The sequence below is a fragment of the Streptomyces sp. NPDC044033 genome, from assembly GCF_056434425.1.
The window spans coordinates 20,812-33,693 of record NZ_JBWKFF010000015.1 but is presented as its reverse complement, the minus strand read 5'-3'; the positions used below and the strand labels follow the sequence as shown (position 1 = coordinate 33,693).

General features: G+C 72.3%; 12 protein-coding genes. 5 read left to right on the top strand and 7 right to left on the bottom strand.

Annotated features, from left to right (window positions below):
* Nucleotides 1–106: 106 nt before the first annotated feature.
* Complete coding sequence (locus AC07AB_RS24940; RefSeq protein ID WP_003948568.1) at nucleotides 107–718, bottom strand: response regulator transcription factor; 612 nt, start codon at nucleotides 716–718, stop codon at nucleotides 107–109.
* A gap of 397 nt (nucleotides 719–1,115) precedes the next feature.
* Between AC07AB_RS24940 and AC07AB_RS24935 the strand changes: the two genes are divergently transcribed.
* Complete coding sequence (locus AC07AB_RS24935; protein WP_478570671.1) at nucleotides 1,116–1,430, top strand: WhiB family transcriptional regulator; 315 nt, start codon at nucleotides 1,116–1,118, stop codon at nucleotides 1,428–1,430.
* Nucleotides 1,431–1,832: 402 nt separating this feature from the next.
* Here AC07AB_RS24935 and AC07AB_RS24930 read toward each other — a convergent pair whose 3' ends face one another.
* On the bottom strand, nucleotides 1,833–2,744 hold the full coding sequence (locus tag AC07AB_RS24930) for a LysR family transcriptional regulator (protein ID WP_478570669.1): 912 nt from the start codon (nucleotides 2,742–2,744) through the stop codon (nucleotides 1,833–1,835).
* An 80-nt stretch (nucleotides 2,745–2,824) separates the two neighbouring features.
* Here AC07AB_RS24930 and AC07AB_RS24925 point away from each other — a divergent pair, with 80 nt between their 5' ends.
* Both AC07AB_RS24925 and AC07AB_RS24920 read left to right on the top strand, forming a co-directional pair.
* Nucleotides 2,825–3,544 carry an MOSC domain-containing protein gene (locus AC07AB_RS24925; protein WP_478570666.1) on the top strand — a complete coding sequence of 240 codons (720 nt, stop codon included), beginning with the start codon at nucleotides 2,825–2,827 and terminating at the stop codon, nucleotides 3,542–3,544.
* Nucleotides 3,541–4,314 (top strand): SDR family NAD(P)-dependent oxidoreductase, encoded by a 774-nt coding sequence (locus tag AC07AB_RS24920; protein WP_478570663.1) that lies wholly within the window; start codon nucleotides 3,541–3,543, stop codon nucleotides 4,312–4,314. Before AC07AB_RS24925 ends, AC07AB_RS24920 begins: the two co-directional genes overlap by 4 nt.
* 207 nt (nucleotides 4,315–4,521) lie before the next feature.
* Here the strand turns inward: AC07AB_RS24920 and groL are convergent, their stop codons facing one another.
* Both groL and groES read right to left on the bottom strand, forming a co-directional pair.
* Nucleotides 4,522–6,144 carry a chaperonin GroEL gene (groL, locus tag AC07AB_RS24915; protein WP_478570660.1) on the bottom strand — a complete coding sequence of 541 codons (1,623 nt, stop codon included), beginning with the start codon at nucleotides 6,142–6,144 and terminating at the stop codon, nucleotides 4,522–4,524.
* 135 nt (nucleotides 6,145–6,279) lie between these two features.
* A complete protein-coding gene (groES, locus tag AC07AB_RS24910; protein ID WP_478570657.1) occupies nucleotides 6,280–6,588 on the bottom strand; it encodes a co-chaperone GroES in 309 nt (102 codons plus the stop codon).
* A gap of 916 nt (nucleotides 6,589–7,504) precedes the next feature.
* Between groES and AC07AB_RS24905 the strand changes: the two genes are divergently transcribed.
* Entirely contained in the window at nucleotides 7,505–8,710 is a 1,206-nt protein-coding gene (locus tag AC07AB_RS24905) for a class I SAM-dependent methyltransferase (RefSeq protein WP_478570654.1), read from the top strand.
* Between the two features lie 31 nt (nucleotides 8,711–8,741).
* Here the strand turns inward: AC07AB_RS24905 and AC07AB_RS24900 are convergent, their stop codons facing one another.
* Together AC07AB_RS24900 and AC07AB_RS24895 are read right to left on the bottom strand one after the other, a co-directional pair.
* The gene (locus tag AC07AB_RS24900; RefSeq protein WP_478570651.1) at nucleotides 8,742–9,119 is read right to left on the bottom strand and encodes a hypothetical protein; all 378 of its coding nucleotides are present in this window, start codon (nucleotides 9,117–9,119) and stop codon (nucleotides 8,742–8,744) included.
* 179 nt (nucleotides 9,120–9,298) lie between these two features.
* A complete protein-coding gene (locus AC07AB_RS24895; protein ID WP_478570649.1) occupies nucleotides 9,299–10,819 on the bottom strand; it encodes an MFS transporter in 1,521 nt (506 codons plus the stop codon).
* A 44-nt stretch (nucleotides 10,820–10,863) separates the two neighbouring features.
* Here AC07AB_RS24895 and AC07AB_RS24890 point away from each other — a divergent pair, with 44 nt between their 5' ends.
* On the top strand, nucleotides 10,864–11,556 hold the full coding sequence (locus AC07AB_RS24890; RefSeq protein WP_478570646.1) for a TetR/AcrR family transcriptional regulator: 693 nt from the start codon (nucleotides 10,864–10,866) through the stop codon (nucleotides 11,554–11,556).
* A gap of 189 nt (nucleotides 11,557–11,745) precedes the next feature.
* Here AC07AB_RS24890 and AC07AB_RS24885 read toward each other — a convergent pair whose 3' ends face one another.
* Entirely contained in the window at nucleotides 11,746–12,684 is a 939-nt protein-coding gene (locus tag AC07AB_RS24885) for an alpha/beta fold hydrolase (protein ID WP_478570644.1), read from the bottom strand.
* Nucleotides 12,685–12,882 lie beyond the last annotated feature (198 nt).

The window sequence follows — 12,882 nt, the reverse complement described above, 5'->3', positions numbered from 1 at the left end:
TTTTTTTTTGTGGCCTGTCTATCTGCCTCCCCTCCCCCCCCCCCCCCCCCCCCCCCCCCCCCCCCCCCCCCCCCCCCCCCCCCCAACGCCGCACGCGGCATCGGTCTCAGCGGACCAGGCCCCAGCGGAAACCGAGCGCCACGGCGTGCGCCCGGTCGGAGGCGCCGAGCTTCTTGAAGAGCCGGCGGGCGTGTGTCTTGACCGTGTCCTCGGAGAGAAAGAGCTCACGTCCGATCTCCGCGTTGGAGCGGCCGTGGCTCATGCCTTCGAGCACCTGGATCTCGCGCGCGGTCAGGGTCGGCGCGGCGCCCATCTCGGCCGACCGCAGCCTGCGCGGGGCAAGCCGCCAGGTCGGGTCGGCGAGCGCCTGCGTGACGGTCGCGCGCAGTTCGGCGCGCGACGCGTCCTTGTGCAGATAGCCGCGCGCCCCGGCGGCGACGGCGAGCGCCACCCCGTCGAGATCCTCGGCCACCGTGAGCATGATGATGCGGGCCCCGGGGTCCGCCGAGAGCAGCCGCCGCACGGTTTCGACGCCGCCGAGACCGGGCATCCGCACGTCCATCAGAATCAGGTCCGAACGGTCGGCGCCCCAGCGGCGGAGGACTTCCTCGCCGTTGGCCGCCGTCGTCACACGCTCGACGCCGGGCACGGTCGCCACCGCACGGCGGAGCGCCTCTCGGGCAAGCGGGGAGTCGTCGCAGACGAGGACGGATGTCATGAGTGTCCTCCACGGCTCTCACAGCTGCTGCGCGTCACCTTGAGCCTCCAGGCTGGTACTGATCGTCACCTGCGCGATCGACGCGCTCGGACATGTGCCCGAGTCCTTAATCCGTCAACCGCCTCGCACTCTCAACGACGGTCACCCGAAAGAGTTACGGGCTCGGGCGGCCACCTTCAGCAGTCCACGCGAGGGGGCCGACGCGGATCGGGCCATGCCCGGCTCGGCCGCCTCGCCTTCACTCTATGCCCCATTTGCCTATCTTCTGGGATTTTTCTTCCATTTTGGAGGTGTCTATGGCTAGATTCGCAATGAGTCATATTTACATCTGCTTACACAGTGGATGTACGGTCATGGGCAGTGCGTCCGGATCAGAGCGCTTCTGAGGGGATAAGCAATGGCAGATTTCTCCCGCCTTCCCGGTCCCAACGCCGACCTGTGGGACTGGCAGCTCCTGGCCGCGTGCCGAGGAGTCGACAGTTCCCTCTTCTTCCATCCGGAGGGTGAACGCGGCGCCGCGCGCAGCGCGCGCGAGACCTCGGCGAAAGAGGTGTGCATGCGCTGCCCGGTGCGCTCGGAGTGCGCGGCGCACGCGCTCGCGGTACGGGAGCCGTACGGCGTCTGGGGCGGGCTCACCGAGGACGAGCGCGAGGAGCTCATGGGCCGGGCACGGCACCGGGTGATCGCGGCCTCCGGCGCGACGAACCTCTGAAGAAACGTTCATCCGCCATCCGGCCGAGCCGGGCCGACGGGCCGCGCCGGCGGCATACGTGCGACGCGTGCGGCACGTGCAATGCGTACGACGCGTGCGACGCGTGCGACAGCGGGTCGGGGCCCGCACGCGCGGCAGGCCGGCGGACCGGTACGGACAGGCCGGGGACCGGTACGGACAGGCCGGCGGGCCAGTACGGACAAGTCGGCCGGCCGAGCAGACCCGCCAAGCAGGCCCGTAGCTCCGGCGGACCTCACTCCGGCGGACCTCAGCAGGCCCGCAGGCCCCAGGGCCCCCGCCAGCCCGGCGGCCCCGCCAGTCCAGCGGGTCTCAGGCCGGCCGAACACCGCGCCGCGAGCTCCCGCGGTCCGTACGTCCGCACAAGCCCCACCGCCCCCGGCGTCAGCGTGCCGCAGCCGTCGCCAAGCGGTCCAGCATGGCCGCGACCGCGGGTACGCGGTCCAGGTCGGGCAGGGTGAGTGCCACGATCTCCCGTTCCACCGCGGGCTCCACCCGCACCGTGCGGGCCCCCTTGGGGCGCAGCGTCTCCAGGGCCAGTTCGGGCATCACAGCCACCCCCAGACCAGCTCCGACCAGGCCGAATACCGCTGGATAGTCGTCCGTCGCGAAGTCGATCCGCGGGGTGAACCCCGCGAGCTCGCACACCCTCTCCAGGTGGCTGCGGCAGCGGGGGCAGCCCGCGATCCACGGCTCGCCGGCCAGGTCGCCGACGGCGATCTGGTCCTCGCCCGCGAGCCGGTGGCCCTCGGGGACCACGCCGACGAGCCGGTCGGTCAGCAGGTGGCGTACGACCAGGTCGTCCCACTCCGCGTCGGCCGCCGGGTCGGCGCCGCGGACCTCCGGGTAGCGGAAGGCCAGCGCGATCTCGCAGTCGCCCGCGCGCAGCATCTCCACCGAGCGCGGCGGCTCCGCCTCGACCAGCGAGATACGGGTCCCCGGGTGCGCCGCGCGCATGTCGGCCAGCGCGGTGGGCACCAGCGTCGAACTGCCACTGGGAAAGGAGACCAGCCGCACCCGCCCCGCCCGCAGCCCGGCGATGGCGGCGACCTCTTCCTCCGCCGCCGTCAGCCCGGACAGGATGCCGCTCGCGTGCCGCACCAGCGCCGCGCCGGCCTCGGTGAGGCGGGTCTCGCGGCCCGTACGGACCAGCAGGGGGGTGCCGGCCGACTGCTCCAGGGCCTTCATCTGCTGACTGACGGCGGGCTGGGTGCAGCCCAGTTCGCGGGCCGCCGCGGAGAATGAGCCGGCGGCGGCGACAGCACGCAGCACCCTGAGATGTCGAGCCTCGATCATGCGTTGAGCATAAGGGCAGCTTGGGGGTGGCCGAAATTATTCGTTCGCCGCTTTGGGGTGCTTCGTCTACCCTGCTGCCCATGCGTCTGCTCACCGTGAACCTCGGCCGGCCCATGCCCACTGACTACACCGACGCGGAGGCCGGCACCGGCATCGACAAGCGTCCCGTGGACGGCCCGGTGGCGGTGGCCGCCCCCGGCCCCAAGGGCACCGGGGGCAGCGGCGTCGCCGGGGACGCGGTCTGCGATCTGCGCCACCACGGCGGCGACGACCAGGCCGTGTACGCCTACGCGCGCGAGGATCTCGACTTCTGGGAGCGGGAGTTGGGGCGCGACCTGGCGCCCGGCACGTTTGGCGAAAACCTCACCACCACCGGAATCGACGTCAATGGCGCACTCATCGGGGAGCGTTGGCGCGTCGGCCCGGACCTGCTGCTGGAGGTGGCCTCGCCGCGCATCCCCTGCCGTACGTTCGCGGGCTGGCTCCAGGAGAAGGGCTGGGTGCGCCGGTTCACCCGGACCGTGCTGCCCGGCGCGTATCTGCGGGTGCTCGAACCCGGCGAGATCAGCGCCGGCGACCCCGTCGAGATCGTGCACCGGCCCGACCACGAGGTGACGGTCTCGCTCCTCTTCCGCGCGGGGACCACGGAACGCGAACTTCTGCCGAGCATCCTGGCCGCGGGCGACGCGCTGCCCCAGGAAGTACGGCAGCAAGCCGTCGACTACGCCGCCCGCAAGGCCGAGGGCGGCGGACAGGCGGCGAGCGGCGAGGGCGCGCCGGGCACTAACGTTCGCGTATGACGACTGCACTGATCACGGGAGCGACGGCCGGCATCGGTGCCGCCTTCGCCCGGCGGCTGGCCTCCGACGGGCACAACGTGGTGCTGGTGGCGCGCGACCCCGAGCGGTTGCGCGACCAGGCGACCGAACTCCACGACCGGCACGGCGTGGAGGCGGAGGTGCTCCGCGCCGACCTCTCGCAGGACGAGGGGATCGCCGCGGTCGAGGCGCGGGTCGCGGACCGTACGCACCCGGTGGACCTGCTGGTGAACAACGCCGGGTTCGGCAACAAGGGCAACTACCTCGACGTGCCGATGGCCGACGAACTGACGATGCTCAAGGTGCACTGCGAGGCGGTGCTGCGGCTGACGAGCGCGGCGGCGGCCTCGATGCGCGAGCGGGGGCGCGGCGGGGTGGTGAACGTCGCGTCGGTGGCGGCGTTCGTGCCGCGCGGCACGTACGGGGCGAGCAAGGCATGGGTCGTGCAGTTCACCCAGGGCGCCGCGCGGGATCTGGCCGGGAGCGGGGTGCGGCTGATGGCGCTCTGCCCCGGTTTCGTACGGACCGAGTTCCACGAGCGGGCGGGCATGGGCACCGGCAACATCCCGGCGTGGATGTGGCTGGACGCCGACAAGCTGGTCGACGCGGCGCTGCGGGATCTGGCGCGCGGCAAGTCGCTGTCCGTGCCGGACCCGCGGTACAAGGCGCTGTCGGGCCTGATGAAGATCGCGCCGCGCGGGGCACTCTCCCGGGTGTCGTCGTCCACGGGCCGCAAGTACGGACCGCAGTAGCGCCGACGGCGACGCGGCTCCGGCGGCGACACGGCCCCAGCGGTACGCGCGTACGGACCGCGGTGGCTCCACGGCGGTTCCGCGGCGGCTCCAGCCTTACGGACGTACGCCCCGGAGCCGCCCCGGCGAACGACGCGCGGAGGCCCGGCTCCCCCGAAGGGGCGCCGGGCCTCCGCGCGCTACGGCCGCGTCAGCGACCGCGTGTCACTAGTGACCGTGGCCGTGGCCCTGACCGGCGTCCGACTCTTCCTCGGCGGGCTTCTCGACGACCAGGGTCTCGGTCGTGAGCAGCAGCGAGGCGATGGACGCGGCGTTCTCCAGCGCGGAGCGGGTGACCTTGACCGGGTCGATGACGCCGGCCTTCACCAGGTCGCCGTACTCGCCGGTCGCGGCGTTGAAGCCCTGGCCCTTGTCGAGCTCGGCGACCTTGGAGGTGATGACGTAGCCCTCCAGGCCGGCGTTCTCGGCGATCCAGCGCAGCGGCTCGACGACGGCGCGGCGGACGACGGCGACACCGGTGGCCTCGTCGCCCTCCTTGCCGAGGGAGTTCTCCAGGACCTTCGCGGCGTGCACGAGCGAGGAACCGCCACCGGAGACGATGCCCTCCTCGACCGCGGCGCGGGTCGCGGAGATGGCGTCCTCCAGACGGTGCTTCTTCTCCTTGAGCTCGACCTCGGTGGCCGCACCCACGCGGATCACGCAGACGCCGCCGGCGAGCTTGGCGAGGCGCTCCTGGAGCTTCTCGCGGTCCCAGTCCGAGTCCGTGGACTCGATCTCGGCCTTGATCTGGTTCACGCGGCCGGTGACGTCCGCGGAGTCGCCGCCACCGTCGACGATGGTGGTGTCGTCCTTGGTGACGGTCACGCGGCGGGCGGTGCCCAGCACGTCCAGACCGGCCTGGTCGAGCTTGAGGCCGACCTCCTCGGCGATGACGGTCGCACCGGTGAGGGTGGCGATGTCGCCGAGCATGGCCTTGCGGCGGTCGCCGAAGCCGGGGGCCTTGACGGCCACGGCGTTGAACGTGCCGCGGATCTTGTTGACCACCAGGGTGGAGAGCGCCTCGCCCTCGACGTCCTCGGCGATGATCAGCAGCGGCTTGGACGCGCCGGCCTGGATGACCTTCTCCAGCAGCGGCAGCAGGTCCTGGATCGAACCGATCTTGCCCTGGTGGACCAGGATGTACGGGTCGTCGAGCACGGCCTCCATACGCTCCTGGTCGGAGACCATGTACGGGGACAGGTAGCCCTTGTCGAAGGCCATGCCCTCGGTGAAGTCGAGCTCCAGGCCGAAGGTGTTGGACTCCTCGACGGTGATGACACCGTCCTTGCCGACCTTGTCCATCGCCTCGGCGATGAGCTCGCCGACCTGCTTGTCCTGGGCGGACAGCCCGGCGACGGCGGCGATGTCGGCCTTGTCGTCGATCGGACGGGCGGTCGCGAGGAGCTCCTCCGACACGGCCTTGACCGCGGCGTCGATGCCCTTCTTCAGGGCGGCCGGGGAGGCGCCGGCGGCGACGTTGCGCAGGCCCTCGCGGACCAGCGCCTGGGCCAGCACGGTGGCGGTGGTGGTGCCGTCACCCGCGATGTCGTTGGTCTTGGTCGCCACCTCCTTCACGAGCTGGGCGCCCAGGTTCTCGTACGGGTCGTCGATCTCGACCTCGCGGGCGATGGTGACGCCGTCGTTGGTGATGGTGGGGGCGCCGAACTTCTTGTCGATGACGACGTTGCGGCCCTTGGGGCCGATCGTCACCTTGACGGTGTCGGCAAGCTTGTTCACGCCGCGTTCGAGGGCGCGACGGGCGTCCTCGTCGAACTTCAGGATCTTCGCCATGAGTTGCTTCAAGTCCTCTCGTTGCGATCCCCGGCCACGCAGCGGTGACCGCTATCGCTCAAACGAACTGCGCCCCGGGCGCCCGGCTTTTCAGACGCGGGGACCAGGGGCGCAGATCAGGCAAACTTCGGTGAATTACTTCTCGATGATCGCGAGCACGTCGCGGGCCGAGAGAACGAGGTACTCCTCGCCGTTGTACTTCACTTCGGTGCCGCCGTACTTGCTGTAGAGCACGATGTCGCCGACGGCGACGTCGAGCGGAAGACGGTTGCCGTCCTCGAAGCGGCCCGGGCCCACGGCCAGGACAGTGCCCTCCTGGGGCTTCTCCTTAGCAGTGTCCGGAATGACCAGGCCAGAGGCCGTGGTCTGTTCGGCGTCGAGCGGCTGGACCACAATGCGGTCCTCAAGCGGCTTGATGGCAACCTTGGAGCTGGCGGTCGTCACGATCCGACCTCCCCCTTCGGAGATCTCACGGGGTTAATTGTCTGAGGTGGCGACCAGGTGTGATCCGTCGTCGCGGGTGCCGGATCAGCCCGTCGCTGTGTTTGGCACTCCCTGGTGGAGAGTGCCAGATGCGAGACTATGACGCGGTTAGCACTCGGTCAAGCGGAGTGCCAATGCGGCGCAGTTCTGCGCAACGCAACGGGGGCTGTGGGGGTGGGTGGTGCCGGTACGTGCCGGGGCTCCGCCCCGGGCCCCGGCCCTCAAACGCCGGGCGGGCTTGGATGCGCGGGCTCACGCTCCGGCGCGGGCTGCCTGCCACCGCACGCCGGGCGGGCCACGGCTGTCGGCACCCGTGTGCCGAGCGAGTTCGATGCGCGCACTCGCGCACCGGCGCGGCCACGGGACGCCTGCACCCCGGGCCACCCCGGGGAGGGCTGGGTTGCCGGCCTCACGTGCCGGGCGGGCTTGAATACGTGGGGCTCTCGCGTCAGGGCGGGCCGGGATGCTCGCACCCCCGCACCGAGCAGGCCGGGAGCGCCTGCCACCCGCCCATACCGGGCGGTACTGAGCTGCTTACCGCGTGCCGAGCGGACCGGGATCGCCTGCACTCTCACCCCCGGTGGGGCCGGGGTCGCCTGCACCCTCACCCCCCGTGGGGCCGGGCTGCACCTCACCCCCGGTGGGGCCGGGTCGCCTGCACCCTCACCCCCGGTGGGGCCAGGGCCGCCTTCCCCCCACCCCCGGTGGGACCGGGACCACCTGCACCCTCACCCCCAGCGGGGCCAAGGGTCGCCTCCCCCCACCCCGGCGGGGCCGCGGCTGTCCGCGCCCGCCTCGGTTGTGTCCATGTGCCTGGCGGTCGGCGTTGCAGGGCGCTCTCGCATGGCGTGTGGACGGGGGCGGGGAGAATGGCAGGGTGTCTGTACCGAATTCCGCTTCTGATCCGTCCGGCGTCGCGCCTTTCGCCTCGCTCCTCACCGATGAGGGGCAGCGGCTGCTGGCGGTCCTGCGCGATCATGATCCTGCCCAGGAGCTGGCCACCGCGACCCGGCTGCGCCGCGATCACGCCGCCGAGCTGGTCTCGGCCGCGCTCGGCATGGCGCGGCTGCGGCAGCGGGCGGTGGCGAAGTTCGGGGCCGAGGACGCGTACCGCATGTACTTCACGCCCGACGGCGTGGAGCAGGCCACCCGCGCCTCCGTGGCCGCCCACCGCGCGCGGCGCTTCGCGGAGCTGGGCGTACGGAGCCTCGCCGACCTGTGCTGCGGCATCGGCGGCGACGCCATCGCGCTCGCGCGGGCCGGCATCCCGGTCCTCGCCGTCGACCGGTCCGAGCTGACCTGCGAGGTCGTACGGGCCAACGCCGCCGCCCTCGGCCTGGACCACCTCATCGAGGTGCGCCACGCGGACGTCGCCGACGTCGACACCTCCGGCTACGACGCCGTGTTCGTGGACCCGGCCCGGCGCGGTGGCCGCGGCCGCGTCTTCGACCCGGAGGCGTACTCACCGCCGCTGTCCTGGGCCGTCGAGGCCGCCCGTACGGCCCGGTACGCCGCGCTCAAGATCGCACCGGGCATCCCGCACGAGATCATCCCCGCCGAGGCGGAGGCCGAGTGGATCTCGGACGGCGGCGAGGTGAAGGAGGCCGTGCTCTGGTTCGGCGCCGAGGCGCCGGGCGCGCGGGGGGCGACGCTGCTCCCCGGCCCGTACACCCTGCTCGGCGCGGGCCTGCCCGACCCCGAGCCGGGGCCGGTCGGCCGGTATCTCTACGAGCCGGACGGCGCGGTCATCCGCGCCCACCTCGTCGCGGACGTCGCGCGGCAGGTGGGCGGCCGGCTGATCGATCCGACCATCGCCTATGTGACGGCGGACGAGCTGCGGCCGACGCCCTACGCCACCGCGTACGCGATCACGGACGTCCTGCCCTTCAACCTCAAGAAGCTGAAGGCGATCGTCCGTGAGCGCGGCATCGGGGTCGTCGTCGTCAAGAAGCGCGGCTCGGCGGTGGAGCCCGAGGAGCTGCGCAGGAAGCTCAAGCCCTCCGGGCCGAACTCCTGCGTGATCTTCCTGACCCGTGTGGCGGGCGCGCCCGCCATGCTGCTGGGCCGGCCGGCCGAGGGCTGATCAGCCGGTGGCCCGGAGACCCGGAGGCCCGCTACGCCAGGTCCGTGAGGTCCTGCGCGTAGAGCGTCGTCAGCGGCTGCGGGCCCACGTACTGCTGGCAGTTGCAGACGCCCGGCTCGTACCGCACCGGCTGCTTCTCCGCGTCCCAGGCGACCGGAACCTCGACCGCCTCATGGCACTTGCCCTGCTTGTCGTGTTTCGCGAGGTGGTGCCGGCAGCCGCAGACCGGCTCCGGCTGCTTGTTCGCCGCCTCGACGGCCTGCCGCTCCGCCTGCCGCTCGCGCCGCCCTGACTCCAGCAGCTCCAACTTCCGCTCGTGGCGGATACGGAAGGCGGTACGGGCGGTGTCGGCGAGCTTGGTGAAACCGCCCAGGGCGAAGAAGATGAACACCCACCAGAACCAGTGCATCCGCGAGACCGCCCTCCCCGTCCACGCGGCCCACGGCGGAACTCCGCGTGAGCCCTGACATCGCTTCGTCCAGGGTCAAGAATACGCTCAGCGCGGCGCGTTCTCCTGTGTGCCATCGCACTTGGGGCCGGACTCGGTCACCGGCGATCCGCGCCCGGCATCCGGCGCCCCGGCCCCTGTCAGGAAGGTCGAGTTTCGGACACCGCCGCCTCATGCGCACGGGTCTCCCCCGTGCCCGTACCCGTGCCCGCACCCGTTCCCATGCCCGTACGGGCCGGGAGCAGCAGCGCCGTCAGCGCGGCCGCCGCCAGCAGCACGGCGCCCACCCCGAAAGCGGTCGCGTACCCGTTGGCCTGCGCCTCGACGCGGCTGCCGCCCGCGGCCCCCGCGGCGACGGTGACGAGCACCGCCAGCCCCACCGAACCGCCGATCTGCCGGGAGCTGTTGAGCAGCCCCGAGGCCATGCCCGCCTCCGCGGCCGCGACCCCCTCGGTCCCGGCCGTGCCCAGCGGCACGAAGCACATCCCGATGCCGAAGCTGGCGAGCAGGAACGGGCCGAGGATCGAGTCGGCGAAGCCGCCGTCGACGCCGACCGCCCCGGCCAGCCAGGCGAACCCGGCCGCGCCCAGCGCCCCGCCGACGACCAGCGTCCAGCGCATCGAGAGCCGGGCGATGAGACGCGGCGCGAGGAGCGATCCGGCCACCAGGCCGACGCAGAAGGGCAGGAACGCGACGCCGGTGGCGGTGGCTCCGTAGCCGAGCACCTGCTGCATGTAGAGCGAGGAGAAGTAGAAGGCGCCGAACTGCCCGGACGCGAGCAGCAGCATGAACAGGTTGGCCGCCAGCACCGGCCGGTGGGTCAGCAGCCCCATCCGCAGCAGCGGCTGGCCCACCCGCAGCTCGACGGCGGCGAACGCGGCCAGCAGCACCGCCGCGGCCGCGAGCGTGCCGATCGTCATCGCGGAGCCCCAGCCGTGCGTCTCGGTCCGTACGACCCCCAGGACCAGCACCATCATGCCGAGCGTGATCAGCAGCGCGCCGCCCGCGTCGAGGCGCGGGGCCGGGCGTACGCGCCGGTCGGCGGGGACCGAGCGGCGGGCCGCCGCGTAGGCGAACACGACGATCGGCACGTTGATCAGGAGCACCGTCCGCCAGCCCGCGGCCTCCGTGAGCACTCCGCCGGCCAGTACCCCGATCGCGCCGCCCGCGGCCCCCGCCATCCCCCACAGCCCGAGCGCGCGCGAGCGCGCCGGCCCGGCCGGGAAGGTGACGGTGATCAGGGCGAGGGCGACGGGCGCGAGGGCCGCGGCCGCGACGCCCTGCGCCGCGCGGGCGGCTATCAGCCCGCCGGGCGACCACACCAGGCCGCCCCCGAGGCCGGCGAGGCCGAAGAGGGCGAGCGCGGCCATCAGGGTGCGGCGGCGCCCGACCGTGTCGGTGAGCCGGCCGCCGAGCATCAGCAGGCCGCCGAAGGCGAGCGCGTAGGCGTTCACGACCCATTGCAGCCCTTCGGCGGTGAAGCCGAGGTCCGCTTTCATGTCGGGCAGCGCGACGTTCACCACCGCCATGTCCAGCGCCACCGTGAACTGCACGGTGAGCGCCACCACCAGTAGCCAGCGCGTATTCCGGGCCTCGTCGCTCACACCCGTCCCCTTCCGTCGCACCTCGGGCGCCACTTCGCGGGCCGCCCCGTCCGGCATATTATTATACGCGTATAGAAAATAGTCGCTGCGAGAATGGGATCGTGACGAAGGACGTGGCGAAGGAACAGGGCAAACGGGCCGTCGGCCGACCCCGCCGACTGGAACTGGAGACGATCGTCGCGACCGCGCGCCGCGTCCTGGAGGAGGAAGGCGTCGCGGCCCTGAGCATGCGGCGGCTGGCCAAGGAGGTCGGCAGCACGCCGATGGCCCTCTACCACCACGTGCAGGACAAGGACGAGCTGCTGATGCACGTACTCGTCGGCACCGCGCGCACCCTGCCCCGCCCCGAACTGCCGGCGGACCCGCGCGAACGGCTCCTCGCCGTGACCGTCCACATGCACGACGTGCTGCGGCGAATGCCATGGGTCGTGGAGATCCTCGGCCTCGGCGACATCACCGACCGGCACGCGCTGTGGATGGTCGAGGAGATCATCGACTCGGCGATGGGCTGCGGGCTCAGCGAGCACCGGGCCGTGCAGACGTACCGGACGCTGTGGCACTACGTCTACGGCGAACTCGTCTTCCAGGCCGCCATGGCCCGCCGCGCCGAACAGCCCGACCGCCGGAGGTACTTCCCCGAGATGCTCGCCGCTCCGGCGCCGGAGGACCCGGCCGAGCTGCCGCGGCTGACCGCGCTCGCCGACCGCTGGCAGGAACTGGCGGAGGACTACGACGTCGCGGAGGAGATCGCGGCGATCATCGACGGGCTGCTGGGCCGCCGGGGCGACGGGTAGCGGGACGGCCTCCGCGCGGGCTGTACGGGCACGGGCCGGGTACGGGCGTACGGGCGTACGGGCCGGGTACGGGCGTTACGGGCGTACGGGCACGGGCCGGGTGCGCCACGGGCCGCGCAAGCGCGTATCGCCTCATGCGCCCCACCAGCCGCACCGCGCCGCCCGACTTCAGCCGCCGCCCGCCCGCGGCTAGCGCCCGGCCGTCCGCCCCGGCGGCACCGTCGCGAGGCGGCCCGTACGTCCGAAGTACTCGACCGGCCCGCAGTAGTCCAGGCCGTTCAGCGGCCGGCCGCCGAAGAAGCGCACCGCCAGGTCGACGACCTCGGCGGGCCGTTCCAGGTGGGCCATGTGGTCGGTGCCCTTGATGGTGGTGAAGTGCGCGTCGCCGCAGCGGGCCGCCGCCGCCCGGCTCAGCAGCGGCGTCGTCAGCGGGTCGTACTCGCCGGTCGCGACCAGGGTGGGGACGGCGGCGGGCTCGCCCTCGGGGTCGGCGGTGTAGTCCAACAGCCGGGTGGTGTTGTCGCGGTACTTGTCGAGTTCGTCCGCCGTCATGTTGTTGAGCATGCTGGTCAGGCAGCGGATGACGACATTGCGGCGGGTGATGGCGGCGTCCGGCTCCGAGCACACCAGCCCGTCCAGCACCTGCTCGACGAACTCCTCGTGTCGTCCCTGCTCCGCGAGGTCGAGGGTGCGCTGGAGCACCGCGCGCACATGCTCGGTCATCTGCGCCATAGTGCCGAACAGCAGGAGCCGCGCGCAGTGTTCGGGGTGGAGCTTGGCCCAGCGGTAGGCCACGGCGCTGCCGTAGGAGGCGCCGAAGACGTTGACCGGGCCCGGGGCCACCGACCTCAGCAGGTGGTCGAGCGCGCCGGTGAGGAAGTCGAAGCCGCACTCGGGCGGCAGCCGGTCGGCGTTGCCGCCGCCGGGCAGGTCCATGGTGATCACGGTCGCGTCGGCCAGGAACCCCTGCTCCACCCGCCCCCAGCCTGCCTTGGTCTGGAAGGCGCCGCCGACCAGGGCCACGGGTGCCAGGCGGGCGCCGGGCCGGTGCACGATCCGCCCCTCGTACGCGAGGCCGCCGAAGGTGAGCGGAATGATCTCCTCCCTGGCAGCGGTGAGCGTCGTCACGAGTGCGTCTCCGTTCGCTGGGCAAGCGTCGCTTGCGGTGTTCACGAGAGCAACGAGCACTGCGGGGGTGAGGTCACAGCCGCCGGGCGCGGAGAGGTCGCGCGGCGGGGTCGGCAAGGCTTCGACCAACGGCTTTGTACGTAGGGTGAGTTCGCGTTCGAACAGTCACCCGCGGCGGTCGGGCGGCGGGGGCGGACC

What these genes read in the sequence shown, in the direction of transcription:
- AC07AB_RS24940 (WP_003948568.1), bottom strand. Translation starts at nt 718, where the DNA reads ATGACATCCGTCCTCGTCTGCGACGACTCCCCGCTTGCCCGAGAGGCG.
- AC07AB_RS24935 (WP_478570671.1), top strand. Translation starts at nt 1,116, where the DNA reads ATGGCAGATTTCTCCCGCCTTCCCGGTCCCAACGCCGACCTGTGGGAC.
- AC07AB_RS24930 (WP_478570669.1), bottom strand. Translation starts at nt 2,744, where the DNA reads ATGATCGAGGCTCGACATCTCAGGGTGCTGCGTGCTGTCGCCGCCGCC.
- AC07AB_RS24925 (WP_478570666.1), top strand. Translation starts at nt 2,825, where the DNA reads ATGCGTCTGCTCACCGTGAACCTCGGCCGGCCCATGCCCACTGACTAC.
- AC07AB_RS24920 (WP_478570663.1), top strand. Translation starts at nt 3,541, where the DNA reads ATGACGACTGCACTGATCACGGGAGCGACGGCCGGCATCGGTGCCGCC.
- groL (WP_478570660.1), bottom strand. Translation starts at nt 6,144, where the DNA reads ATGGCGAAGATCCTGAAGTTCGACGAGGACGCCCGTCGCGCCCTCGAA.
- AC07AB_RS24900 (WP_478570651.1), bottom strand. Translation starts at nt 9,119, where the DNA reads ATGCACTGGTTCTGGTGGGTGTTCATCTTCTTCGCCCTGGGCGGTTTC.
- AC07AB_RS24895 (WP_478570649.1), bottom strand. Translation starts at nt 10,819, where the DNA reads ATGCCGGACGGGGCGGCCCGCGAAGTGGCGCCCGAGGTGCGACGGAAG.